At 68.3% G+C, this 24646-nt stretch carries 25 protein-coding genes and 1 pseudogene; 12 read left to right on the top strand and 14 right to left on the bottom strand.

All coding sequences use genetic code 11. The features are described from left to right. Positions 1-61: 61 nt before the first annotated feature. Both trhA and IU452_RS20215 read left to right on the top strand, forming a co-directional pair. A pseudogene (gene trhA / locus IU452_RS20220) lies at positions 62-478 on the top strand (PAQR family membrane homeostasis protein TrhA); the annotation flags it as partial. Between the two features lie 114 nt (positions 479-592). Next, a complete protein-coding gene (locus tag IU452_RS20215) occupies positions 593-2095 on the top strand; it encodes an adenylate/guanylate cyclase domain-containing protein (protein WP_195110644.1) in 1503 nt (500 codons plus the stop codon). Here the strand turns inward: IU452_RS20215 and IU452_RS20210 are convergent. Both IU452_RS20210 and IU452_RS20205 read right to left on the bottom strand, forming a co-directional pair. After that, positions 2079-2684 (bottom strand): hypothetical protein, encoded by a 606-nt coding sequence (locus tag IU452_RS20210; protein WP_324192716.1) that lies wholly within the window; start codon positions 2682-2684, stop codon positions 2079-2081. The two genes, IU452_RS20215 and IU452_RS20210, sit on opposite strands and share 17 nt — an antisense overlap. A gap of 123 nt (positions 2685-2807) precedes the next feature. Beyond that, a complete protein-coding gene (locus IU452_RS20205; RefSeq protein WP_195110642.1) occupies positions 2808-4883 on the bottom strand; it encodes a thioredoxin domain-containing protein in 2076 nt (691 codons plus the stop codon). 56 nt (positions 4884-4939) lie between these two features. Here IU452_RS20205 and IU452_RS20200 point away from each other — a divergent pair, with 56 nt between their 5' ends. Beyond that, positions 4940-5101: a hypothetical protein gene (locus IU452_RS20200; protein ID WP_195110641.1), complete on the top strand. Its 162-nt coding sequence runs from the start codon at positions 4940-4942 to the stop codon at positions 5099-5101. Between the two features lie 83 nt (positions 5102-5184). Here IU452_RS20200 and IU452_RS20195 read toward each other — a convergent pair whose 3' ends face one another. Together IU452_RS20195 and mca are read right to left on the bottom strand one after the other, a co-directional pair. Beyond that, entirely contained in the window at positions 5185-5493 is a 309-nt protein-coding gene (locus IU452_RS20195) for a hypothetical protein (RefSeq protein ID WP_228818278.1), read from the bottom strand. Further along, positions 5490-6422 carry a mycothiol conjugate amidase Mca gene (mca, locus tag IU452_RS20190; protein ID WP_324192715.1) on the bottom strand — a complete coding sequence of 311 codons (933 nt, stop codon included), beginning with the start codon at positions 6420-6422 and terminating at the stop codon, positions 5490-5492. The genes IU452_RS20195 and mca overlap by 4 nt, the downstream gene beginning before the upstream one ends. A gap of 159 nt (positions 6423-6581) precedes the next feature. On the opposite strand from mca, the gene IU452_RS20185 reads away from it, so the two are divergent. Both IU452_RS20185 and greA read left to right on the top strand, forming a co-directional pair. After that, the gene (locus IU452_RS20185; protein WP_195110640.1) at positions 6582-7040 is read left to right on the top strand and encodes a DUF4307 domain-containing protein; all 459 of its coding nucleotides are present in this window, start codon (positions 6582-6584) and stop codon (positions 7038-7040) included. Between the two features lie 408 nt (positions 7041-7448). Next, entirely contained in the window at positions 7449-7943 is a 495-nt protein-coding gene (greA, locus tag IU452_RS20180; protein ID WP_195110639.1) for a transcription elongation factor GreA, read from the top strand. Between the two features lie 142 nt (positions 7944-8085). On the opposite strand, the gene IU452_RS20175 is transcribed toward greA, so the two are convergent. After that, complete coding sequence (locus IU452_RS20175; protein ID WP_195110638.1) at positions 8086-9234, bottom strand: cystathionine gamma-synthase; 1149 nt, start codon at positions 9232-9234, stop codon at positions 8086-8088. 128 nt (positions 9235-9362) lie between these two features. Between IU452_RS20175 and IU452_RS20170 the strand changes: the two genes are divergently transcribed. Beyond that, positions 9363-10526, top strand: coding sequence for an acyl-CoA dehydrogenase family protein (locus tag IU452_RS20170; protein ID WP_195110637.1), 1164 nt, complete (start codon positions 9363-9365; stop codon positions 10524-10526). 58 nt (positions 10527-10584) lie between these two features. Then, the gene (locus IU452_RS20165) at positions 10585-10932 is read left to right on the top strand and encodes a DUF6401 family natural product biosynthesis protein (protein ID WP_195110636.1); all 348 of its coding nucleotides are present in this window, start codon (positions 10585-10587) and stop codon (positions 10930-10932) included. Between the two features lie 249 nt (positions 10933-11181). Here the strand turns inward: IU452_RS20165 and IU452_RS20160 are convergent, their stop codons facing one another. The 4 genes from IU452_RS20160 to IU452_RS20145 form a co-directional block, all read right to left on the bottom strand. Continuing rightward, positions 11182-12315 (bottom strand): mechanosensitive ion channel family protein, encoded by a 1134-nt coding sequence (locus IU452_RS20160; protein WP_195110635.1) that lies wholly within the window; start codon positions 12313-12315, stop codon positions 11182-11184. A gap of 131 nt (positions 12316-12446) precedes the next feature. Continuing rightward, a complete protein-coding gene (locus IU452_RS20155) occupies positions 12447-13034 on the bottom strand; it encodes a transglycosylase SLT domain-containing protein (RefSeq protein ID WP_195110634.1) in 588 nt (195 codons plus the stop codon). Between the two features lie 601 nt (positions 13035-13635). Continuing rightward, positions 13636-14844 (bottom strand): AbrB family transcriptional regulator, encoded by a 1209-nt coding sequence (locus IU452_RS20150; protein WP_195110633.1) that lies wholly within the window; start codon positions 14842-14844, stop codon positions 13636-13638. A 165-nt stretch (positions 14845-15009) separates the two neighbouring features. Continuing rightward, the gene (locus tag IU452_RS20145; protein WP_195110632.1) at positions 15010-16404 is read right to left on the bottom strand and encodes a cystathionine beta-synthase; all 1395 of its coding nucleotides are present in this window, start codon (positions 16402-16404) and stop codon (positions 15010-15012) included. A 126-nt stretch (positions 16405-16530) separates the two neighbouring features. Between IU452_RS20145 and IU452_RS20140 the strand changes: the two genes are divergently transcribed. From IU452_RS20140 to IU452_RS20130, 3 genes are all read left to right on the top strand, one after another. After that, entirely contained in the window at positions 16531-17001 is a 471-nt protein-coding gene (locus IU452_RS20140; protein WP_228818450.1) for a hypothetical protein, read from the top strand. A 218-nt stretch (positions 17002-17219) separates the two neighbouring features. After that, positions 17220-18089, top strand: coding sequence for an SGNH/GDSL hydrolase family protein (locus IU452_RS20135; RefSeq protein WP_324192714.1), 870 nt, complete (start codon positions 17220-17222; stop codon positions 18087-18089). Between the two features lie 71 nt (positions 18090-18160). Continuing rightward, the gene (locus tag IU452_RS20130) at positions 18161-19381 is read left to right on the top strand and encodes an acetyl-CoA C-acetyltransferase (protein ID WP_195110630.1); all 1221 of its coding nucleotides are present in this window, start codon (positions 18161-18163) and stop codon (positions 19379-19381) included. Here the strand turns inward: IU452_RS20130 and IU452_RS20125 are convergent. From IU452_RS20125 to IU452_RS20110, 4 genes are all read right to left on the bottom strand, one after another. Further along, a complete protein-coding gene (locus IU452_RS20125) occupies positions 19374-20150 on the bottom strand; it encodes an alpha/beta fold hydrolase (protein WP_195110629.1) in 777 nt (258 codons plus the stop codon). The two genes, IU452_RS20130 and IU452_RS20125, sit on opposite strands and share 8 nt — an antisense overlap. Before the next feature lie 55 nt (positions 20151-20205). Beyond that, entirely contained in the window at positions 20206-20511 is a 306-nt protein-coding gene (locus tag IU452_RS20120) for an AMP-binding protein (RefSeq protein WP_324192713.1), read from the bottom strand. A 67-nt stretch (positions 20512-20578) separates the two neighbouring features. After that, positions 20579-21439, bottom strand: a complete 861-nt coding sequence (locus IU452_RS20115; RefSeq protein ID WP_195110628.1) for a Bax inhibitor-1/YccA family membrane protein — start codon at positions 21437-21439, stop codon at positions 20579-20581. A 130-nt stretch (positions 21440-21569) separates the two neighbouring features. Next, complete coding sequence (locus IU452_RS20110) at positions 21570-22721, bottom strand: class I SAM-dependent methyltransferase (RefSeq protein WP_195110627.1); 1152 nt, start codon at positions 22719-22721, stop codon at positions 21570-21572. 72 nt (positions 22722-22793) lie between these two features. Here IU452_RS20110 and IU452_RS20105 point away from each other — a divergent pair, with 72 nt between their 5' ends. After that, complete coding sequence (locus IU452_RS20105; RefSeq protein ID WP_195110626.1) at positions 22794-23372, top strand: hypothetical protein; 579 nt, start codon at positions 22794-22796, stop codon at positions 23370-23372. Positions 23373-23447: 75 nt separating this feature from the next. Continuing rightward, a complete protein-coding gene (locus IU452_RS20100) occupies positions 23448-24326 on the top strand; it encodes a class I SAM-dependent methyltransferase (protein ID WP_195110625.1) in 879 nt (292 codons plus the stop codon). Here IU452_RS20100 and IU452_RS20095 read toward each other — a convergent pair. Further along, entirely contained in the window at positions 24323-24634 is a 312-nt protein-coding gene (locus tag IU452_RS20095) for a nuclear transport factor 2 family protein (RefSeq protein WP_195110624.1), read from the bottom strand. The two genes, IU452_RS20100 and IU452_RS20095, sit on opposite strands and share 4 nt — an antisense overlap. Positions 24635-24646 lie beyond the last annotated feature (12 nt).

Genomic DNA, 24646 nt, shown 5'->3' with positions numbered 1-24646 from the left:
TTGAAGTGGTAGAAATGCCGTCTGATCAGGCAAGACAGATAGGTAGCTTGACTGATGCATCGATCACTCGATGATCTTCTTGTTCATTGCGGGTAGTTATACGCCGTTCGCGCTGCTGGGGTTGCCGGGGCGGACAGGGGCGACGCTGCTGGCCGTGGTGTGGGCGGGGGCGGTGGGTGGGGTGGGGTTGAAGTTGTTGTGGCCGACGGCGCCGCGGTGGGTGGGGGTGCCGTTGTATCTGCTGTTGGGGTGGGCGATCGTGCCGGTTGCGGCGACGATGACGCACAACGTGGGGGTGGCGCCGATGGTGCTGCTGCTCATAGGTGGGCTCGCCTACAGCGGTGGCGCGATCCTGTATGCCGCCAAATGGCCCAATCCGTGGCCGAGCACCTTCGGCCATCACGAGTTCTTCCATGCGGCAACGGTTGTGGCCGCGCTGTGCCACTACATCGCCGTCTGGTTGGTCGTGCTCCTGTGAAGGGCGTGCCGGGCACGAGGGCGCGCAAGATCACGGGAAAAGGCCGGTGGTCGGCATTCGGGTTCTATGCTGCTGATTCGTGCTGCCTGACGCCCTAGCGACCCGTTGGTCGACATGATCGCCCGCCTGATTCTGTGGGCGCTGCGGGCGCCGTGGGGGCTGTCGGCGGTGGTGCTGGCCTGCAATCTCGGCGGGCTCGGGGTGATCGTGACCGAGCTGTGGCTCAGCGGGTTTCTCGGCCGCCTCGGTCCGGATTGGGTCACCGCGCTGGGGCAGGCCGCGATCTATCCCACGCTGGGCGCGGTGGTCGGCATCGTGCTCGCCGTTCGAGACCGTTTCCGCTACTTCGGCTGGCTCGATCAGGGGCGGCGGCCCAGCGATGCGGAGGCCCGCCGGCTGCTGAACGTGCCCATCGCGATCACCGCCCGCGCGCTGGCCATCTGGCTACCCGGCGTGGCCATCGTGACCGCCATCTTCTCCCACGTCGTCCCTGCCCGTGCGACGGCGGTGATCGCCGCGATGTTCACCCTGGGCGCACTCGAATCGGCCGGATTCACCTTCCTCGTCGTCGACCGGCTGACCCGCCCTGTCATCCCGATCGTCTCGGCGGTGCTCGGCGGCACGATGCACTGGAGTTCCACAGTGCTCAACCGGCTGGTGGTGTCGTGGGCGGTGGCCGGTGCGATGCCACTGCTCATGCTCATCGTCGTGCTCGCCGACCCGGCTGTCGACGCCGAGGACCGCATCCGGACGGCGATCTACATGTCCCTGGTGGGGCTCGCCGTGGGCGCGCTGGCCACCGCCACCCTGGCCCGCGCGGTCGCCGCGCCGCTGCGCACCCTGCGCCGGGCGCTGGACCGCATCGCCCGCGGCGACCTGGACGTCCGGGTGCCGGTCGGCAGCGCCAGCGAGATCGGGCGGCTGGAACATTCGGTGAACGAGCTGGCCACCAACCTGAGCGAGCGGGAACGGATGCGCGATGTGTTCGGCCGCCACGTCGGCACCGAGGTGGCCGAGCGCGCCCTGGCGGGCGGGCTGGACCTCACCGGCGACGTCCGGATCGTCACCGCGCTGTTCGTCGATGTCGTGGGTTCGGTGGAACTGTCCACCGAACTCGCACCGCGGGAATTCGTGGCCAAACTGAATCGCCTGCTGGCCACGGTGGTCTCGGCGACGGAGGACAACGGCGGGCTGGTCAACAAGTTCGAGGGCGATGCGGCGCTGTGCATCTTCGGCGCGCCGATCGCCCTGCGCGACAACGCCACTCCCGCACTGCGCGCGGCCCGGCGCATCCGCGACGAGGTGGCCGCCGTCGGGGAACTGGATATCGGCATCGGGGTGGCGCGCGGGCTGGTGTTCGCCGGTGACGTCGGCACCGACACCCGCCTCGAGTACACGGTGATCGGCGATGCCGTCAACGAGGCCGCGCGCCTGACCGCCGAGGCCAAACACGTGTCACGGCGAATCCTGGTGAGCCGGGCCGTGATCGACGCCGCCGCCGAACACGAACGCGGGAAATGGGTGCTGTACGAGACGATTCAGCTGCGCGGCCGCAAGGAACCCACCGACTGCTGGACCGATATCCCGCCGACCGAGCGCGTCACGGATGCCAGGTGATCCGGCCGCCCTGGAAGTCCTGGGCCTTACCGCCCTGGTAGTCGTATTCGTCGCTGGTCGGGTAGCCGTAGCGGCCCGCCTCGGCCACGTTGCTGACCCAGGTGTCGCGGATGGCACCCCAGACCGCGTGCGCGCCGGTCTTCGGCGACCAGTAGACCGAGCCGCCGTCGAACAGGTTGTAGCGTCCGTCGCCCTTGCGCGCCTTCTGTTCGTCGGTGATCGGATAGCCGAGCGGGCTGTTCTCCCAGCCCAGCGACCCCCACTTGTCGCGGATGAACCCGCCGACATAATGCGCGTCCGTGCCGACCGACCAGTAGATCGAGATATTCTTCTCGAAGACCTGGAATTTGCCGCCGCGGGCGGCATCGGACTCCGGCGAGATCGGATTGCCGAAGGTCGCGAAACCCCCGGCCCGGTCGTACTCGGCCTCGATCGCACCGCCCACATCGAAGGCGCCGATCGGCCGCGCGGCGGCCGTGGTGGCGCCCACGGCTGTGATCGATGCCACCGCCGCCGCGGCGGCGACCGTCGCCACTGCGGCGCGCGGCGACAGCAGGACGGAACGGTTCTGACGACGTGGCTTACTCACGAGGGCTCCCTGCGCATGCGGTATCGATGACCTGGGAATTGCTGTTGGCGAGGTCATCCTGCCGGGCGAACAGCGGGTCGGCAAGCGACCGGGCCGAGCGACCCCTACTGCCATACCCTTCCGCTATGGCCGTGAGGTGAGCGATACCCGCAGCTCGTCGGCACTGGTGACGGGCAGATCGCAGACCGAGCCGCGGCACACGTAGGCGGCGGTCCGCCCGGACACCGGCGGGCGCGCGGCCAGCAGCGGCGCCGAATCCCGCGGCCCCGCAACCACCACCGATCCACCGGGCGCGAACCAGCGGGCGGCAGCACTCAATTCGGTGGCATCGCCCCCGTCGGGCACCGCGATTGCGACCTGCAGGGGTCCGCGCAGGGCGGCCTCGGCCACCGCGAGCCAGTGCCCGCCCGAGCGCGGCGCCCGTGCGAGCACGATCGCACCGCGCGCCAGGGTCTGCTCGGCCAGCTCCCGATACCGCGACGCCCGCGCCGGATCGCTGAGCACCGAGGCCGTCAGCAGCGCCTCGGCGAAGGCGGACGCCCCGCAGGGCGTGGCGCCGTCGAGCGGATCGCGCGGGCGAGTGACGAGGGTTTCGGCATCGTCGGCGGTATCGAACCAGGTGCCTGGCTCGGTGGGATTGGCGAAATGCTCGACGGCGGCGTCGATCAGATGCTGCGCCCGCTCCAGCCACTCGGCCTCGGCGGTGGCCTGATACAGCGCCAGCAGGCCGGTGGCCAGCCAGGCGTAGTCCTCGAGCACACCGGCGGCCGCACCGGCGGCGCCGTCGAGCGAGGCACGGACCAGGCGGCCGTCGACGATGTGCCGGTCCACCAGGAACCGCGCACAACGGGCCGCCGCGTCCACCCAGTCGGGGCGGCCGTGCGCGGCACCGGCCTCCGCGAGGGCGGTGATCGCCATCCCGTTCCAGGCCGTGACCACCTTGTCGTCGCGATCCGGCTGGGGTCGGCGGGCGCGGGCCTCGCGCAACCTCTTACGGGCCTGCTCGAGCCGTGCGGTGTCCTCCGGATCGCGATATCGGGTGAGCACCGAGGTGCCGTGTTCGAAGGTGCCGGCCGTGGTGACGCCGAAAACCTCCGCGGCCCAGGCGCCGTCGATCGGGCCGAGTTCGGCGGTCAGCTCCGCGGGTGTCCAGACATAGGTGGCGCCCTCCACGCCCGGACCGTGCGGCTCCACCTGGGTGTCGGCGTCCAGGGCGGAGGCGAATCCGCCGTAGGCCGTGCCGAGGTCGTCGAGCAGGAACTGCGCGGTCTCCTCGGTGATCCGCCACGGCAGCGACGAAACCGATTGCGCACCGGGCGTATCGGAGGCCCGGCGCGCCAAATGCGCGTAGGCGCGCAGCAATTGGGCATTGTCGTAGAGCATCTTCTCGAAATGCGGCACCACCCAGGCGGCGTCGACGGAATACCGGGCGAAGCCGCCGCGCAGCTGGTCGTAGATGCCGCCCCGGGCCATCGCCTCGGTGGTCCGCGACACCACCTGCAGCACCTGGTCGTCACCGGTGCGTTCGTAGTGGCGCAGCAACGCCTCCAGCAGTGCCGACGGCGGAAACTTCGGGGCGCCACCGAATCCGGCATAGCGCTCATCGACATCGCGCAGCACGGTGGCCACCGCATGTCCCAGCAGTTCGGCGGTGACGGTCAATGCGCTGTCGGGCAGCCCGTCGTACTGGGAGCGCAGCGCCTCGGCCACCTGCCCGGCCGCCTGATCCACCTCGTCGCGGCGGTTGCGCCAGGTGTCGGTGACGGCGCTGAGCAGCTGCGTGAACGACGGCATACCCCCGCGCGGCACCTTCGGGTAGTAGGTGCCGCAGTAGAACGGCTCCCCGTCCGGGGTGAGAAAACAGGTCATGGGCCAGCCGCCCTGACCGGTCATGGCGACCGTGGCGGTCATGTAGACCGCATCCAGATCCGGCCGCTCCTCCCGATCCACCTTCACGCAGACGAAGTTGTCGTTCATCAGCGCCGCGGTCGCCTCGTCCTCGAACGACTCGTGGGCCATCACATGGCACCAGTGGCAGGACGCATAACCCACCGAGAGCAGGATCGGCACGTCCCGGGCGCGCGCCTCGGCCAGCGCGGCCGCATCCCACGGCCGCCAGTGCACCGGGTTGTCCGCGTGCTGACGAAGGTACGGGGAGGTCGCATCACCGAGAAGGTTCACACATCCAGCCTTGCACATTCGCGCGTACCGAACCGTAACCAATCGATACCCCGCCGACTGGGTATGTCAGAGACATGAAGGACACCATTACCCCTCGACCCGCACCGGTACGCCGGCCGTGGTACGCCGACCTCGAGGAGGCCGAACGCCGCGGCGCCCACGGCAGCGCCGGCATCGGCTACTTCGACTGCGATTGCGACATCTGCCGCCACCGCACCCACGACCCCCGCTTCTGATCCCGGCCGAAAGCGTGCCGGGAACAAAAAGTTGGGTACGTGCCGGGAACAAGGAAGTCGGGTACGTGCCGGGATCTGGGAAGTCAGGCGGGACTATCGGGTTTCGCGGATGCCGATGGTTTCGTTGGCTTTTCGTCCGACGAGTCTTCCGGAGTCTCCTCGTCGCGGTGGGTGATCCCCGGTTCCGTGCCCTCGTCGGCCTCCTGGTCCGGTTCCGGGTGTTCGGGGGAGAATTCCGCGGGCAGGCCCTTGATGTGCTTGTTCATCGAGCGGATCAGCAAGACGGTGCCCGCGAGCAGGACCAGGATGATGACCAGGCCCAGCGGGGAGGCCTTGCCGAATTCCGGGCCGGTCGGGTTGGTGGTGCTCTGAGCGAGCAGGGCGAAGGTCATCGGGCAGGGTCCTCGATCGCGCGAGCGTCCTCGGCGAGGGCATCGGCGTCCTCGGCCTCGCGGATACCGGCGAACAGATCGGTCTCCGGGATCTCGGTGCGCACCCGGGTCCGGGCCAGCTCGAATTCCTCGGTGGGCCACAGCCGCTGCTGCATCTCCAGGGGGATGGCGAAGAACGCGCCGTTGGGGTCGATCTGGGTGGCGTGCGCGCGCAGGGCGTCGTCGCGCTGCGGGAAGTACTTCGCGCACTCGATCTGGGTGGTCACCCGGGACATGACGTCACCGCGCTCGGCGGCGACGCTGCGGATGCGGTCGAGCCAGTCCTGCATCGGGAACGGTTCGCCGATCCGCTCGTACTCGGCGGCGAACACCTCCAACCGCTGCATGCTGAAGCCGTGGTCGTAGTACAGCTTCAGCGGCGTCCACGGCTCACCGGCATCCGGGAACTTCTCCGGATCCCCGGCCGCCTCGAACGCGGCCACCGACACCTTGTGGCACATGATGTGGTCCGGGTGCGGATAGCCACCGTTCTCGTCGTAGGTGGTCATGACGTGCGGTTTGAATTCGCGCACCACGCGCACCAGAGCCTCGGTGGCCTCCTCCAGCGGCACCAGCGCGAAGCAGCCCTCCGGCAGCGGCGGTAGCGGATCGCCCTCGGGCAGGCCGGAATCGACGAACCCCAGCCAGTGCTGGCGCACGCCGAGTGCCTTGGCGGCCTCGGCCATCTCCTCGCGCCGCACCTCCTCGATGCGGTCGAGGATGCCGGGCACATCCATCGCCGGATTGAGGATCGAGCCGCGTTCGCCGCCGGTCAGGGTGACGACGAGAACGTCGTTGCCCTCCGCGGCGTATTTCGCGGTCGTCGCGGCGCCCTTGCTGGATTCGTCGTCGGGGTGGGCATGTACCGCCATGAGGCGAAGTCCACTCACGTCCAACTCACCTCGTCGCTCACCGTATTCACCTCATCGCTCTCGGCCGCGGGTGTCGAGTCAGGCGGCGCGGGCCCGACCGCTCGCGCCGATCTCCACTCCCTATAGTTCCATTCGACCTTCATTTGTTCCGACCTACCCCCCGGGAGCGACCAGATCATGAGCGAGGCGACCGACCGGTCCGGTCTCGAGGGTCCCGAGGCCGCCCGCCGGGTAGCCGACCGCTACGGACAGCGACCCCGCCGCAACCGCCGCTGGACGGCGTTCGCGCTGGGCGCGGTGGTGATCGTGCTCGGAGTGGTCGTCGCCTATGTCGGATATCGCCAGTACGGCCCGAAGGATATCGAGCCGGACCAACTCGGCTACACGCTGGTGAACGACTCCACCGTCGAGGTCCACTTCAAGCTCACCCGCAAACATCCCGACCGGCCCGTGGTCTGTTTCGTGCGCGCGATGGACACCGACGGCGCCGAGGTCGGCCGCCGCGAAGTGCTGATCCCGGCCTCGACCAGCGGTACGGTCGAGCTGACCACGACCGTCCGCAGCACCGCCCGCCCCGCCAACGGCAACATCTACGGCTGCAGCGGCAAGGTCCCGCCCTATCTGCGCGCCGACTGAAGACACGCCGACAGAACGCCTGATCTTGCGAGCACATAGGTAACTTGTCGGGTACGCCCGGAATCCGGCCACCCGCCTGACGCAGGCCTCTACGCGACTACCGCGGCACCCAACGGGTATGGCCTGAAGTGCAGGGAGGCGGCCCTGACCTGCGAATTTGTAAATCGTGCTAAAATGGGCCGATACACGGTTCCGGAGTTCGGAGCCGTGTTTGCTGCATTGGCGGCCAGCGCTGACGGTTCCGGGCATTCAGGTGCCTGCGGAACAGGGCCTGTCGGGGTTCGAGAGGACATCCCCCAGGGATCGCTCTAGCCGTCCACTGCTGTCGTGCGCCTCCGGCAGGAGGTGTACGGCGGCGGAATCAGGGAATCCCGGCTTGCCGGGAACAACTACTAGGGAGTGATCGAGATGACTGAGACGAACGTGACCTGGCTCACACCGGAGTCGCATGCAAGGCTCAAGGGCGAACTCGACGCGCTCATTGCCAACCGTCCGGTCATCGCGGCCGAGATCAACGAACGCCGCGAAGAAGGCGACCTGAAGGAGAACGGGGGCTACCACGCGGCGCGCGAGGAGCAGGGCCAGCAGGAGGCTCGCATTCGCCAGCTGCAGGAGCTGCTGAACAATGCCAAGGTGGGCGTGGCACCCTCGGTTTCCGGTGTCGCACTGCCGGGTTCGGTCGTCAAGGTCTACTACGACGGCGACGAGACCGACACCGAGACGTTCCTCATCGGTACCCGCGAGGAGGGCCTGGGCAGCTCCGACCTGGAGACCTACTCGCCCAACTCGCCGCTCGGTGGCGCGCTGATCGACGCCAAGGTCGGCGAGACCCGCGAGTACACGCTGCCCAACGGCAACACCATGAAGGTGACCCTGGTGAGCGCGGAGCCCTACCACAGCTGACGTCTCCGGCAGGGCGCTCGGGCCCTCCGGCGGCGGATGCAGCACCGTCGCCGACCCGAGCCCGACCGACCGGACCAGGCGGCCGCATCCCCTAGGGTGCGGCCGCCTCGTCACATTTCCGGCCATTGCGCCGCCCGAGGCGTCACCCGAGGGCTTGCTCGATATCGGCCAGCAGATCGCCGATGTCCTCGATGCCGACCGACAGCCGCACCAGATCCGCGGGCACCTCCAGTTCCGAACCCGCGGTCGATGCGTGGGTCATCGCACCCGGGTGTTCGATCAGCGATTCCACCCCGCCCAGCGATTCGGCGAGCGTGAAGATCCGGGTGCGCGCGCAGAAATCGCGAGCGGCCCGGTCACCGCCGTGCAGACGCACCGAGATCATGCCGCCGAAACGCCGCATCTGCTTCTGCGCCACCGCATATCCGGGATGCTCGGGCAGGCCCGGGTAGATCACCTGCGAGACGGCCGGGTGATCGGCGAGGAAACCGGCGATCGTCTCGGCGTTGTCGCAGTGCCGATCCATCCGCACCGCAAGGGTTTTCACCCCGCGCATGGTCAGGAAGGCATCGGTGGGGCCGGGCACCGCGCCCGCACCGTTCTGCAGGAAGCCGAAGGCCGCGTCCAGTTCCGGATCGTCGGTGATCAGGGCGCCGCCGACGACATCGGAGTGGCCGCCCAGATATTTGGTGGTCGAATGCAGCACCACGTCCGCGCCGAGCAGCAGCGGCTGCTGCAGATACGGCGAGGCGAAGGTGTTGTCCACCACCAGCTTCGCGCCGCCACCGTGCGCGATATCGGCCAGCGCGGCGATATCGCCGATATTGAGCAGCGGGTTGGTCGGCGTCTCGAGCCACACCAATTTCGTCGTCGGCCGCAGCGCCGCGCGCACCGCATCCGGATCCGACACCGGCGCGACCGAATACTCGATGCCCCACTGCGTGAACACCTTGTCGATCAGCCGGAACGTGCCGCCGTAGGCGTCGTTGGGGATCACCAGGTGGTCGCCGGGCCGCAGCGTCGCGCGCAGCAGACAGTCCGAGGCCGCCATGCCCGAGGCGAAGGCCCGCCCGTGCCGCCCCGATTCGAGGGCGGCCAGATTGGCCTCCAGCGCGGTGCGGGTCGGGTTGCCGGTGCGCGCGTACTCGTAGCCGCCGCGCAGCCCGCCCACGCCGTCCTGGGCGAAGGTCGAGCTCGCGTAGATCGGCACGTTCACCGCGCCGGTCTGCGGATCGGGATCGAATCCGGCATGCACGGCCCGTGTGGAGAACCCCAGCTGATCGTCGGTCATGCGGGCTGAGTTTATGGGCTGCGTCCGATTGCGATCCCTCCGGCCCGTGAACCGTGCGTGACCAGTGGATGCCGGATCGGGCGATGAACTGGGCATCGTCCGGGTCGGTCGCCCGATAGTGTGGGGTCATGGTCACCCTAGACGAGCTCTTCGCCATCGACTCCTTGCTCACCGACACCGAACGTCAGATCCGCGAGACCGTGCGGGTGTTCGGGGAGCAGCGGCTGCGCCCGCATGTGGCCGAATGGTTCGAGCAGGGCACGTTCCCGGCCCGCGAGCTGGCGCCGGAGCTGGGCAAGCTCGGGCTGCTCGGCATGCATCTCGAGGGCTACGGCTGCGCGGGCACCTCGGCCACCGAGTACGGCCTGGCCTGCCTGGAGCTCGAGGCGGTGGATTCCGGTGTGCGCAGCATGGTTTCGGTGCAGGGATCGCTGGCCATGACCGCCATCCACAAGTACGGCTCGGAGGAGCAGAAGCAGCGGTGGCTGCCGGAGATGGCGGCCGGACAGGCGCTGGGCTGCTTCGGGCTGACCGAGCCCGACTTCGGTTCCAATCCCGGCGGCATGCGCACCCGCGCGAAGCGTGACGGCTCGGACTGGGTGCTGGACGGATCCAAGATGTGGATCACCAATGGGTCGGTGGCCGATGTGGCCGTGGTGTGGGCGCGGACCGAGGACGGCATCCGCGGCTTCCTGGTGCCCGCCGATTCGCCGGGTTTCACCGCCCGCGAGATGCACCACAAGCTGTCGCTGCGGGCCTCGATCACCGCGGAACTGGATATGGACGGGGTGCGGCTGCCCGAGGATGCGATGCTGCCGGGCGCCGAGGGACTGGCCGGACCGCTGGCGTGCCTGTCGGAGGCGCGCTTCGGAATCGTGTTCGGCGCGCTGGGCGCGGCCCGCGACTGTCTGAGCGCCGCGATCGACTACGCCCGCACCCGCGAGGTGTTCGACAAACCGCTCGCCGCCTACCAGCTGACCCAGGCCAAGCTGGCCGATATGGCCGTCGAACTCGGTAAGGGGCAGCTGCTGGCATTGCACCTGGGCCGGCTCAAGGACCGGGGCGCGCTGCGGCCGGAGCAGGTCAGTGCGGGCAAGCTCAACAGCACCCGCGAGGCGCTGGCGATCGCTCGGGAATGCCGGACCATTCTGGGGGCCAACGGCATCACCCTGGACTATCCGGTGCTGCGGCACGCCAACAATCTGGAGTCGGTGCTCACCTACGAAGGCACCGCGGAGGTCCACCAATTGGTGCTGGGCGAGGCGCTCACCGGGTCCAAGGCATTTCGCTGACGCGGCCTTGTGAAACATCACAGTGCTGGCGATGCTGCCGAATTGCTAGTATGACCAGGTGTTTTTGCTCGGCTCCGCGTTGCTCGAAGTGTCGGCGCGCAAGACCCTCAATCGCCTGCACTCCTCCCACGGAGCCCCGGCACTAGCCGCCGCCCAGGAAGCCCCCGCGGTGTCGGCAGCCCTCGACCAGCACGCCGCGGCCGTCCGCGACATTCTCGAATTGGGCGTGGAGAATTCGGCAACCGTCCCCGGCAGCGTCCTGCTGGCCGGTTACGCCCGCGGCCTCCTGGAACATTCCGGCCGAGCCGCCCTCCACGCCCCCCGCGACCCCGACGGCTGGCTGAGCGCCGACTGGCTCCAACTCCGCCTCGCCGGAGTATGCATGCTGGCCGCGCAAAAGTCCTGATTCCGGCAAAAAGCACGCCGGAACGACGTTGGTAAACCGTCGTTCCGGCGTGCGTCCGTAATCCCTTCGTCCTGGGCCGTCCCCATTCCCTCTCGTCCCGGGCCGTCCACACTCCCTCTCGTCCCGGGCCGTCCACACTCCCTCTCGTCCCGGGCCGTCCACACACCCTCTCGTCCCGGGCCCTCCACACTCCCTCTCCCTCCCCATTCCCTGTCGTCCCGGCGCGCTTTTTGCCGGGACGACAGGGGGTCACCGGCGCTGTGGCGGGTGTCCGTAGCCGGACTGGTCCCCGTAGCCGGAGTCACCGCGGTCGCCGCGGCCCGGACCGCCGTAGCCCTGTTGCGGCCCGGTGTTGTACCCCTGCTGAGGGCCACTATGGCCGTGATGGTGTTCGCGGGGGCCCTGTTGCATTCCGTAATCGGGCTCCCCGCGATGTTCGGGGCCGTGCCCCATTCCGCCGCCCATTTGCTGGCCGGGGCCGTAGCCGCCTCCGCCGCCCATCTGCTGACCGGAGCCGTAGCCTCCCCCGCCACCCATCTGCTGCTGCTCGGTGCCGTAACCGCTCGCACCGGCCATCTGCGGCGCCCATCGGGGACCGGCGGGCTCTCCCCTGCCCTCGCCCCTGGCCCACTGCTCGCGCTGCATCTGGCGTTGCCGGGCGGCGTCCTCGCGCCCGCGCTGATAGGCCTCGGCGTGCCCCTTCAGCTGCGGCATCTCACCTTCGACGGTGTCCAGCCAGCCCTCCCAGCGCTGCTGCATGGGACGGATCAGACCGCCGCCGACACCGACCACCAGGACACCGCCGATGGTGGCCAGCACGGTGATCAGGATCGGCATGGTGACCGACGTGGCCACACCGATCTGGTTGAGGGCGGCGATGATGCCGACGCCCCAGATGAACACCGCCGCGATCCGACCCAGCATCCGCCCGTAGGACAGGCCGCTGAGCATATTGGCGACCAGATCCATGACCGCCCGCGCGATGGCGCCCGCAATACAGACGATCACGATGGCGACCGCGGCCCGCGGCAGCCAGGCGACGACGCCATTGAGCATGTCACTGACGGGATTGGGCCCGAAGGCGCCGAAGCCGATCTGCAGCGCGATCAGAAGGATCGCGTAGTACACCAGCTTCACCAGGATATCGGTGGCGTCGTACCGGCTGCGCGACAGCATGTCCTGGATGCCGCCCCGTTCGACCAGCCGGTCGAATCCGATTCGGCGCAGTATGCGGTCGGCGATTTTCGCGACCGCCTTGGCGATGATCCAGCCGACGGCCAGGATCACCACGAATCCGACGAATTTGGGGACGAACGTGGCGATGGAACTCCACGCGTTGGACATCCCCTGCTGGAAATCGATAGCCAAACTGGAGGTGTACACGACCCATCCCTTCGCTATCTAGCCACTCCGGACGGTTTGCCAGAACTGCTACAAGGGCGGTTATACCCTGCGGTGATCACACCAATCTGTAGTTTGCATCGATTTTGCTGCCATATTGTTGTGAGCGCCAGTCAGTACGCCGAACTGACGTTGTCCATCGAACCGTAGCGCGACGCCGCGTAATTGCACGCGGCCACGATGTTGGCGACCGGATCGTAGATATCCCAGGAAGTCCCGTCCACGTGATAGGCGCGGAAGGTCGGATCGATGACTTGCAGCAGCCCCTTGGACGGGATGCCGGCGGCGGCGTTCGAGTCGTAGAGGTTGATGGCCCGGGGGTTGCCCGTGGACTCCCGCATGATGTTGCGGAAGATGCCGTCGTAACTGCCCGGAATGCCATGGGCGGACATGATGTCGAGCGCCTGGTGAATCCAGCCGTCCAGGTTGTCGGGGTAGCTCGGCGGCGGCGGGGGCGGCGGCGGCAGGATCGGCAGCGGCTTGGGGGCCGGCATCGGCGCCGGGGCTGCGGCCGGGACGGCCTGGGGTCCGGCCGGCTGGGCGGAGTCGGCGATCGTCGACGCCAGCGCGACCGGCTGCACCGCCTCGGTCCGCTGCCCACCGGCGGTGGTCACGGCCGCGAGGGCGGTCAGGGCGAGGGCCGCGGATCCGGCGGTCCGGGCGACCGCCTTGGCTCTACTGCTGTTGGGAGACTTCGACATTCGACGTGGTTCCTACTCTCTGTCGGCCGTCGCCGGCCGGCAGCAGGCAGCGCGAAGCCAGGGCGGGCCCCTTTCTGGACTCACCCGAAGCGCTGGCTGCTATTGGGTATGGGACCGGGGAGAGACGAACTCCCCGTCGACACGACGCGACTCAGTAGTGGCCGGACGGCCCGGCGGCTGCGGCGCTCCGCGGCGCCGCCGACGCGATCGTGTTCCGCATTAGCGTTGACTACTCCTCGTGCTTTTCAGACCTGAGGTCTGTTTCCAACGAGGTCACAGGATGATTGCGGTAGGTTAACGTAAACTGAACCGAAGGTGAACAAACGGCGTTTCACCCCCGCCCCCTTGCCCGTCCACGCTGGCTATAAACCGCTGACCAGCGCATTCGGCAGGGTCCGGACAGTGGCATGGATCACGGAAAAAATCGCCGTGTCGCGCTGGACCAGGGTCGTTTGCCCGTATTTTCAGGTCTTGTGACACCTGTTCGGTAACGGCTCGGACACGGCCCAGGGGCAAGCCCTGGGCATGTGTTCGAGAACTCCTCGGGCAGGTGTTCTAGAACTCCTCGGGCAGGTGTTCGAGGACCTCCCCGGGGCAGGCGTCAGCGAGAACCGGCAGCGGGGAGCATGGCACGATCGCCGGGCGCATTCGCCAGCGCGCCGTCGGCCTCGAACTCGAGGTCGGCCAGGACATCGGCATCGCCCGCCGGGACGGACTCGACCGGCTGCGGCGCCCACCGGCGCAGCATGCGCATGACCAGCGGCAGCATCAGCACCATCAGCACCAAGCGAATGCTCTGCACGCTGGTGATCAGCGGCATATTCGCATTCATGCCCTCGGCGGCGGCCAGCACGGCATTGATGCCGCCGGGCGTGGTGGCCAGATACAGGTCCGACAGTTCCAGATCCAGGAACAGCGCCAGACTCAGCGCGACGGCGGCGACCAGCCCGGAGAGCACCACGACGGCGGCCGTCATCCCGGGGATCAGCCGCGCCATCTCCCGCACCACCGATCGGGTGAAGCGGGTCCCGACCTCGAAACCGATGAAGACGAACAGCAACTGCTTCAACAGATGGGTGGGCGCGTAACCGTGACTCACCCCGGCCGCGGTCAGCGCCATCGTGAGCAACATGGGACCGAGCAGCGCCGCATTCGGCAGCCCCAGCCACCGGCCGCCTCGAATTCCCACCAGGCACAACACGATTGCGATCGACAGCCCGGCCACCTGGTCGCCGCGGCCCACGATCATCCAGGCCGGGAGATCGGGATTGGTCACGCTGCCGACGATGGCCGAGCCGGAACCGTCACCGTCGCCGAGGACGGTCGCCAGCATCGGCGCGGTGAGCGCGACGAAGCCGACCCGCAGATACTGCATGAACGCCACCCGGCGCGGATCGGCGTCGAGTTCGTCGGCACACGTCACCACGGCGGCCGACCCGCCCGCCATCATCCCCAGCGTCGCGGTCGGCAGGTCCATCTTCACCATTCGGGCGAACAGGACCGCCACCAGCACGCTGAGACCCAGGGTGGCGACGGTGACCAGCAGCACCGGCACCAGGGCCCAGCCGATGGACCCCAGCAGCGCCACCTCGAGGTAGCTACCCATCAGCACCCCGAGCATGGCCTGCACGCCCACCGACACGTTGCGCGGCAGCGGTGTGGGCAGCCGGCCGGTCAATGCCAGCCCGGCACCCACGATCAGCGCCACGATCATCGCCGGAGCGGGAAAACCCATCCGCCCCAAGACCTCCGCGGTGCCGAGCACCGCGGCCAACAACAACACCCACACCAACGCCTGCCGCCGAGTCATCTACATCATGATCGCCAATGCCGATGAACTTCTGGTAACAAACCAGTTATCTCGACTGTCGGGACTCGTGATTCGGCACTCATCCGCGATTTCCCTTTATTAGGAGGGAAATTCGATTAATTCCATCCGGAAGTATCTCGGTTCAGCTTCCGGATGGCGGTTCAGCTATCGCGCAGACAAGCCTGGGACGCTGAGGAATCCGAGGAGGTCGTGACGGGTGATCACGCCGATCGGCTTACCGTCCTCGACGACCATCAGGGCGTCGGTGGTCTCCAGCGATTTGGTCGCGGCCGAGACCGGTTCGCCGGAACCGATCAGCGGGAACGACTCGCTCATATGCTTCGACACCGGATCGGTGAGGTGCGCGCGGCCCTCGAACACCGCCGACAGCAGATCCCGCTCGCTGACGCTGCCGGCCACCTCGCCCGCCATGACCGGCGGCTCCGCGCCGACCACCGGCATCTGGGAGACGCCGTATTCGCGCAGGATCTCGATGGCGTCGCGCAGGGTCTCCTGCGGATGGGTGTGCACCAGATCCGGCAGCGCGCCGGACTTGCCGCGCAGCACATCGCCCACGGTCGGCTCGGTGATGCTGCCGTCCAGGCGCGAGCGCAGGAAGCCGTAGGAGCTCATCCACTGGTCGTTGAAGATCTTCGACAGGTAGCCGCGCCCGCCGTCGGGCAGCAGCACGACCACCACGGCGTCGGGGTCGCGCTCGGCCACCTGCAGGGCCGCGACCACGGCCATACCGCAGGAGCCGCCCACCAGCAGGCCCTCCTCGCGGGCCAGGCGGCGAGTCATATCGAAGGAGTCGGCGTCGGAGACGGCAATGATCTCGTCGGGCACGTTCGGGTCGTAGGCGCTGGGCCAGAAGTCCTCGCCGACACCCTCGACCAGGTAGGGGCGGCCGCTGCCGCCGGAGTAGACCGAACCCTCCGGATCGGCGCCGATCACCTTGACCTTGCCGCCGGAGACCTCCTTGAGGTAGCGGCCGGCGCCGGTGATGGTGCCGCCGGTGCCGACCCCGGCGACGAAATGGGTGACCTTGCCGTCGGTGTCGCGCCAGATCTCGGGCCCGGTGGTCTCGTAGTGGCTGGCCGGGCCTCCGGGGTTGGAGTACTGGTCCGGCTTCCAGGCGCCGGGGATCTCGTGCACCAGCCGATCGGAGACGCTGTAGTAGCTGTCCGGATGTTCCGGCGGCACCGCGGTCGGGCACACCACCACCTCGGCACCATAGGCGCGCAAGACATTTCGTTTGTCCTCGCTCACCTTGTCGGGGCAGACGAAGACGCATTTGTACCCGCGCTGCTGGGCGACCAGCGCCAGCCCCACACCGGTATTGCCCGAGGTGGGTTCGACGATGGTGCCGCCCGGCTGCAGCAGGCCCTGCTCCTCGGCGGCATCGATCATCTTGACCGCGATCCGGTCCTTGGAGCTGCCGCCCGGGTTCAGGTATTCGATCTTCGCCGCCACCAGGCCGGAGTCCGGACCCACCACGGAGTTCAGCCGAACGAGTGGGGTGTTGCCGATCAGGTCGACGACATGGTTCGCGATGCGCATACACCTATCGTCGCAGAACAGGGTCGGCCGTCCCGACGGGGTGGGAAATGTTGTCCAGTTCACGGCGCGGCGCGCCCACATACCGCGACGCGGGTCTGAATTCCCAATATCATCGCCCGCGTGAGGATGCCGAAGACCGCTCGCAAAGCCGCTGTCGTGCTCGGATCCCTCGGGGCCGCGACAGCGATCGCCTCGTCTGCCGTCGTGAGCGCGCAGACCGTCGAATTCCCGCAGACGCCGAGCCTGTACTACGGCGGCCTCTGCTGGGGCAACATCCGGACCTGGGCCGACACCAGTCCCGACTTCCCCGGCCGCGCCGTACTCAATGTGCAGGCCCTGCCGATCCAGGGCATCGGCCCCGGCCAATACCCCCTCGCCCCCCTCTGCGACGTGGACACCACCGTCGCCTGGCGCAACCTGAACACCGGCGCCACCGGCGAATATCGCCTGAACGTGGTAGCAGGCATCTACGGCAGCATCCTCTATGCCCAATTCCAGGACACCGGCCCCGGCCGCATCGAGGCCACCGTCTCCACCTCCAACCTCAATGCCCCCGCCCGAGCCACCTTCGACGTCCCCGCCCCACCCCCTCAGTAGCAGGCATCTGGACGTGCGCGGTGAAGGGGGTGCTCACGGTGGTCGGATCGGGCACGATATATGCAGCACGAGTCGGAACGACTGATTTCGCGAGTACATGGGTAACTCGTCGGGTACGCCCAGATCCCAGCGCGCGCCCAACGCAGGACCTGTGAGCAACCCGAGCGGCACTCGACTCGTATGGCCTAGAGCGCGGAGAGGCGGAGGAGCAGGTCGCTGTGGGTAGAACGTGGCGCACATTTGCGGTCACCGGGGCCGCGACGGTGATGGCGGGGTCTGGGGCGACCACCGCGTGGTGGGCGACGAACAAGTTGCTCATGTCGCAGGCGCAGGCGGCGCGGACGGTGATCGGGCGGGATACGTCGAAACCGCCGGAGGCGGACGGTGTCTATACGGCACGCTGTATCGCGCCCGAGCCGTGGCGGGCCGGTGTGCCGTTCGATCTGCACCTGATGATCTTCGGCGACTCCACCGCGGCGGGAGTCGGGTGTGTCACCGCCGAGGAGGTTCCGGGGGTGCGGATCGCGCGCGGGCTGGCCGAGGCGACCGGGCGGCGAATTCGGTTGAGTACCAAGGCGATATCGGGGGCCACCTCGAAAGGGCTGGCGGGGCAGGTCGATGCGATGTTCGTGGCCGGTCCGCCGCCGGATGCCGCGGTGATTCTGATCGGCGCCAACGACGTCACGAAGAAGCATTCGGTGCTGCGGTCGGCGCAGCGGCTGCGGCAGGCCGTCTCGCGACTGCACGCGGCGGGCAGCGTGGTCGTGGTCGGCACCTGCCCGGATCTGGGCACCGTGGCGGCGATTCCGCAACCGTTGCGCACCATCGTGCACGGCTGGAGCGTGCGCTTGGCCCGCGCGCAGGCGGCGGCGACCCTGTCGGCGGGCGGTTGCCCGGTGCCCATGGGCGATCTGCTCGGCCGCGATTTCCGCACCACACCCGAGGTGTTGTTCTCCGCCGACGGATTTCACCCCTCGGCCGCAGGTTACGAACTGGCCGCCAACCATCTGCTCCCGGCGCTGCTGCGCCTGCTCGAGGCGCGCGATTCGGGCATACCGGGTGTTCCTCGGTCGGTCGCGGCGACGTAGATTCGAAGGAGAATTCCCCACCGCTGTACCGAGCGGCCGCTTGGTCGTTCGCCATCGACAAAGGAGTCCTCATGCCCGAGGCCGTCATCGTTTCCTATGCGCGCTCCCCCATCGGCCGCGCGAGCAAGGGCTCCCTGGTGAGCATGCGCCCGGACGACCTGGCCACCCAGATGGTGCGTGCCGCACTGGACAAGGTGCCGGCTTTGGCCGCCGCCGATATCGACGATCTGATGCTGGGCTGCGGCCAGCCGGGCGGCGAGGGCGGCTTCAACATGGCCAAGGTGGTGGCGACTCAGCTGGGGTACGACTACCTGCCGGGCACCACCGTCAACCGCTACTGCGCCTCCTCACTGCAGACCACCCGCATGGCCTTCCACGCCATCAAGGCCGGCGAGGGCGATGTCTTCGTCTCCGCCGGAGTGGAGACGGTGTCGCGGTTCCCGAAGGGCACCTCCGACGGCTGGCCCGACACCCACAACATCAAGTTCGCCGAGGCCGAGGCGCGCACCGCCAAGCGCGCCGAAGGCGGCTCGAACGACTGGCAGGATCCGCGCGAATTCGACCAGCTGCCCGACATCTACATCGCCATGGGCCAGACCGCCGAGAACGTCGCCCAGTTCACCGGCATCTCCCGTGAGGACCAGGATCACTGGGGTGTGCGGTCGCAGAACCGCGCGGAGGAGGCGATCAAGTCCGGCTTCTTCGAGCGGGAGATCACCCCGGTGACCCTGCCCGACGGCAGCGTGGTCTCCACCGACGACGGCCCGCGCCCGGGCACCACCTACGAGAAGGTCTCGCAGCTCAAGCCGGTGTTCCGCCCGGACGGCACGATCACCGCCGGTAACGCCTGCCCGCTCAACGACGGCGCTGCGGCGCTGGTGATCATGAGCGACACCAAGGCTCGCGACCTGGGCCTGACCCCGCTCGCGCGGATCGTCTCGACCGGCGTGTCCGGCCTGTCGCCGGAGATCATGGGCCTGGGACCGATCGAGGCGACCCGCCGCGCCCTGAAGATCGCGGGCATGACCATCGACGATCTCGACCTGTACGAGATCAACGAGGCCTTCGCGGTGCAGGTGCTCGGCTCGGCGCGCGAGCTGAACATGGATCTGGACAAGCTGAACGTCTCCGGCGGCGCCATTGCCCTGGGCCACCCCTTCGGCATGACCGGCGCCCGCATCACCGCCACCCTGCTCAACAACCTGCAGACCCACGACAAGCAGTTCGGCCTGGAGACCATGTGCGTCGGCGGCGGTCAGGGCATGGCGATGATCGTCGAGCGCCTCAGCTGACCGAGGTGAGGAACTCCGACACCAAAGGGCTTGCCACGGAACGGAATTCCTCGAAATAGGCGTGCCGGGCGCGTGGAATGATCTCCAGCCGCGCGCCCGGAATGCGGTGGGCCAGCAGTGGCGCGTTCTCGACAGGATTGAAGCGGTCGTCACCGCCGTGCACGACCAGCGTGGGAATCGCGATGTCCGGCAACACATCCCAGGCATCGTGACGATGGCTGGCGATGAGGTGGCGGCGGCGGGCGTAGTACGGCATGGCCGGATCGCCGAGGGTGTTGTAGGGCCCGGAGGTCTTTGCCAGCCACTGCGGTGTGTACATCAGATCGAGCAGCGTCCGCTCGGCCGTCGCCGGATCCGCGAGCCGGTGACGGATCTCGTTGCCGCGATCCACGCCGTGCTTACTCCCCGGCGAGGTGCAACCGAGGACCAGTGCCCGCACCCGATCGGGATGCGCGGCCGCCACCCACTGCGCGACCCGCCCGCCCATCGACGTGCCGTACACGTCGGCCCGCTCGATCCCGAGATCATCCAGGATCGCGATCACATCATCCGCGAAACCCTTTGTGCTGTAGACGATATCGGGCTTGTCGCTGTCACCGGTGCCCCGATAGTCGAAGGTGATGGTGCGATGCGTGCCGTGGAAGTCCTCCCGAATGGCGTCCCACCAGTGATGATTGTTCGACTGACCGGCGAGCAACAGCAACGGGAAGCCCTCGCCCGCGCATTGATAGGCAATTCGTGCACCGTCGACGGCCTTGACATACGGCATGCGGGACCACTCCTCCCTTGGTGTCAACACCTATTGTCACCGTCGACCGGCGGGGTCACCGCAGCCGGTCTCGCAGCGCTGCGTCCGCGTCGGCCACTTGCGCGGCGATCCGATCGGCCGGCAACAGCGGATTCACCGGAACGAAGGCTGCACCGGCCAACTGAATGCCGTAATAGGCGACCGGGAATTCCACGCAGTTCGGTATCGACACCGCGACGCGATCCCCGCGAGGCGATCGCCGAAACGCCGCGCCGCACCCGCCACAATCGCGCCCACCGGGACGTCCGGATAGTCCAACGATTTCGGAAGTCCGACCGGCCAGGTGCCATTCACGGCGTCGCCCACAATATTCATCCTGCACCAACCGACCCCGGATACGCCGGTGGCCACCGGAATTCCGGTGGCCACCCTATGAATTGCCCGAGCTACTAGTCGTTTTGGAAGTAGCTCAGCAGGCGCAGGATCTCCACGTACAGCCAGACCAGGGTGACGGTCAGGCCCAGGGCCACTCCCCAGGCCGCCTTCTCCGGCGCCTGCGCGCGGATGAGCTGATCCGCGGCGTCGAAGTCGAGCAGGAAGCTGAACGCGGCGATGCCGATGCAGACCAGGCTGAAGATGATGGCGATGGCGCCGCCGTCACGCAGTCCGAAACCGCCGGGGGTGAAGAACGCGGCGATCAGGTTGCCCAGCATCAGGACCAGCACGCCGATCATGGCGGCGAACATCATCCGGGTGAACCGCGGCGTCACGCGGATCGCACCGGTCTTGTAGACCACCAGCATGCCGAAGAACACGCCGAAGGTGCCGAGTACCGCCTGGGCGATCAGGCCCGAGCCACCGACCCCGCCGAAGGCGACATTGGTGAACATGAACGACAGCGCGCCCAGGAACAAGCCCTCGGCCACGGCGTAGCTGAGCACGATCGCCGGATTGTCCTGCTTGCGGCCGAAGGTCGCGACCAGCACCAGGACCAGGCCGACCAGACCACCCACCAGCACGAACAGCGGCGCCAGCGCATGGTTGGCGGCGGTCAGCCCGTAGGAGACGATCGCCGAGACGGTGAGCACGCCCAGCGTGATACCGGTCTTGGTGACGACGTCATCGATGGTCATCGGCCGCGCGGCCGGGGGAGCCTGCGGGGGCTGATACTGCTGTTCATAGCCGTACGGCTGCTGGCCGTACTGAGCGAATTGTCCGGCGCCCGCAGCCGCCGAACCGAATCCCGCGTATCCGCCGCCCTGCTGTTGTTGCGGCAGGTTCTTGAAGATCGGGTTGCTTGAGGTGCGCACCGTTCTCGTGCCTTTCCGAAGTCGCGATCCACGTCTGTCGTGGCCGTTCAGACTATCCAACGTGCCGCGATCGGAACGAGTTCCCGAGGGCGGCGGAAAATCGGACAAAGAGGACTGTACCTCTCGTACCCTACTCCCGCCGGGCGTCCCGCAGACCACGCACCGACCGCGTCACCGTGAACTTGCGATTGCGGCCCACCACATCGGTACGGCCTACCAGCCGTTCCATCACGCCGCGGTAATTCAGGTGCGAATTGTAGACCGTCCAGAGCTCGCCGCCGGGCCGCAGCACGCGGCCTGTCTCGGCGAACATTTTGATCGCCGATCCGGTGTGCACGGCCGCCCCGACATGGAAAGGGGGGTTGCACACCACCAGGTCCGCGCTGTGGTCGGCGACGCTGGCCATGGCGTCGTCGCGCAGCACCTGCACCCGGTCGGCAACCCCGTTGGCATCGGCGGTCGCGCGGGCGGAGGCGACCGCGGCGGCGGACTGATCCGTGCCGACCACGCTAACGTGGGGCCGCGCCTTGGCCAGAGCGACGGCGAGTATGCCGGTCCCGCAGCCCAGATCGATGGCGTCGCGGGCGTCCGGCTTCATGCGGCGCAGGTGCCCGAGCAGGAACCGGGTGCCGATATCCAGCTTCGACCCGGAGAACGCCGCACCGTGCGCGACCACCTCCAGATCGAGCTCGTCGATCTGCCTGCGCACCGGATAGGGCGGGTCGCCGAGCGGTTTGGGCTCCTGCGCCAACAGAATTCGCGACTTCTGCCGACCGCGGCTGGCCCGCACCGACGAGAACGATTCGGCCAGTACCTCGTTCATCGCGGGGGTCAGGTATTTGTCGCGCGCCCCGGCGAACACCTCGACGTCCGGATCGGCGTATCGCGCGATGGCATCGGCGATCTCGGCCAGCCCGGACAGCGCCCGCGGCAGCCGCAGCAGCACCACCTTCACATCCTCCAGCAGCCGGCGGCCCAGGGCATGTGCGGCATAGCGGTCGGCGAGGCCGACCGCGCGGGCGTTGTTGGCCAGGGCCAGTTCGCCGGTCAGCAGATCCTGGTGCACGCGGATGTCGCGCAGATCGTGGGCGGCGACGGCGCCGAGGGTGAGGGCGCCGTATCCGTCGTCGATCACCGCAACGTGACCGCTGCCCGCCTTGGCGAGGGCCTCGGCGGCGACATCGAGGATCAGCCGGTCGGCGGCGTCGACGGCATACAGGTTTACCGCCTCCACATCCGGGTATCGCCGCAACCGGCTCAGCACGTCGTCGACCTCCTGCACATCTACAGTGTGCTAGATCGTTGCCGTGTCGTCGCGCCCACCCCGGCAGTAACTCCACATACCATCTGCCCCATGCGTAACAGGCTGCTCATGACAGTGACCGCGGCGATTTCGCTGCTGGCGGGTTGCTCGGACGGCGATTCGGATCCGGCCCCGCAGTCGGCGGCGCGCAACTCGTCCGACCGGGCCGCAGCCACCGCAACGCCCCCACCGACCGCCACCACGCCCGCGCAGGGCACGCCGTCTCTGGACGCGCGGTTGACGGTGACCGACATCCGCATCGGCCATCACGCCGGATTCGACCGTGTGGTCTACGAACTCGGCGGGATCGGGAGCCCCGGCTGGCGGGTGCAGTACACCGACCGGGCCGTACAGGACGGCAGCGGCAAACCGCTGGATGTGGCCGGAGGTTCGATCCTGCAGGTGCAGATCCTCGGCTCGGCGTATCCGTGGGACAGCGGGGCGACCGAATACGCCGGACCCGATCCGGCGACCGATTCGAGCGCGCCCGGTATCGCCGGGGTGTACAGCACCCACGTCTACGAGGGCACGACACAGTCGTTCATCGGGGTGAACGCGCAGCGTCCGCCGTTCTCGGTGACCGCCTTGACCGAACCGACCCGCCTGGTCATCGATATCGCGGCCGACTGAACCGGTTCCCGCATTCGGATCGGCGAACTCGTTGGGACGCAACGCCCTCGCTACCGGCGCTGTTACCGTTCGGACATGGCACACTCCGCTACCCACGACCACATCGACTGGGCCGCGCGGCTCGCCGCGCTCCGCTGCAGTGACGAACTCGCCGCACCCGCACGAGCACAGGTCGCGCGGCGGCTGGCCGAACGCCTCTCCGGACCCGCGACGGTGATCGATGTCGGTCCGGGCGCGGGCGGGATGAGCGCCGCCCTGGCACGCGAGTTGCGGGCCCGCGAGGGTGGTCGGCTGGTGCTGGTGGAGGCGGTGCCCGAACTCCTGGATGCGGCCACCGCGGCGGCCGCGGCAGACGATGCGGGAGCCCCTGTGGAGGTTGTGCCGGTGTTGAGCGACGCCGCCGCCGAGGACCTGCCCGCGCGAGTTCCGCCCGCGGATCTGGTGTGGGCCGGTCGCGTGGTGCACCACCTGCCGGACCAGCAGCGCGGAATCGACGGACTGGTTCGCCTGCTGCGGGATCGGGGTTGGCTCGCCGTGGAGGAGGGTGGGCTGGAAACCCGCTGTCTGCCTTGGGATCTCGGCATCGGCGCACCCGGCCTCGTCGATCGGTTGACGGCCGCGCAGCGGGCCTGGTTCGCCGACATGCGGGCCGGAATGGAAGGCGCGGTGCGCCTTCCGATCGGCTGGAACAGGGCGCTGCTCGACGCGGGGCTGGCCGAGGTCGGCTCGTTCGGTTACCTGATCGACGCCCCCGCACCGCCGACCGATCGGGTGCGCGAGTTCGTCCTCGAATGGCTGTCACACCTGGCCGAGCACGCCGAAACCCGGCTCGACGCCGCCGACCACGACGCCCTGCGCCGCCTGCTCGACCCCACCGACACCGCCTACGTCGGCAACCGGGACGACATCTTCGTCCTGGCCGCCCCGACGGTGTACGTGGGCCGAAAGGGTTAGGCCTGCCCGGTATCGAAGCGGGAGATCTTGTCGCCGTCGACGGTGAAGCGCCAGGCGGTGCGCATGGTGCCCCAGCGATCGTTGGTGTAGTCGGCGACGAAGGCGCGCCCGCCCGCGGAGACGGAGTCGATGCGCATGCGGGCGTTGCTGCCGAAGATCTCGCTCTGCACCCAGTCCTGCAGGTTGCGGTCGTTGCCGTCGTCGGACATGGTGGCGCCGTCGGCGAGCAGCCGGTCGAAGCCGGCGCGATCACCGGCATTGACGGCGTCGACGAATTTCGCCACCACGGGGTCGAGTTGATCGGTCATTGCGACGTTCCC

The sequence above is a fragment of the Nocardia transvalensis genome, from assembly GCF_015477765.1.
Taxonomy (GTDB): domain Bacteria; phylum Actinomycetota; class Actinomycetes; order Mycobacteriales; family Mycobacteriaceae; genus Nocardia; species Nocardia transvalensis_A.
This window is presented reverse-complemented; position numbering and strand designations above follow the sequence as displayed.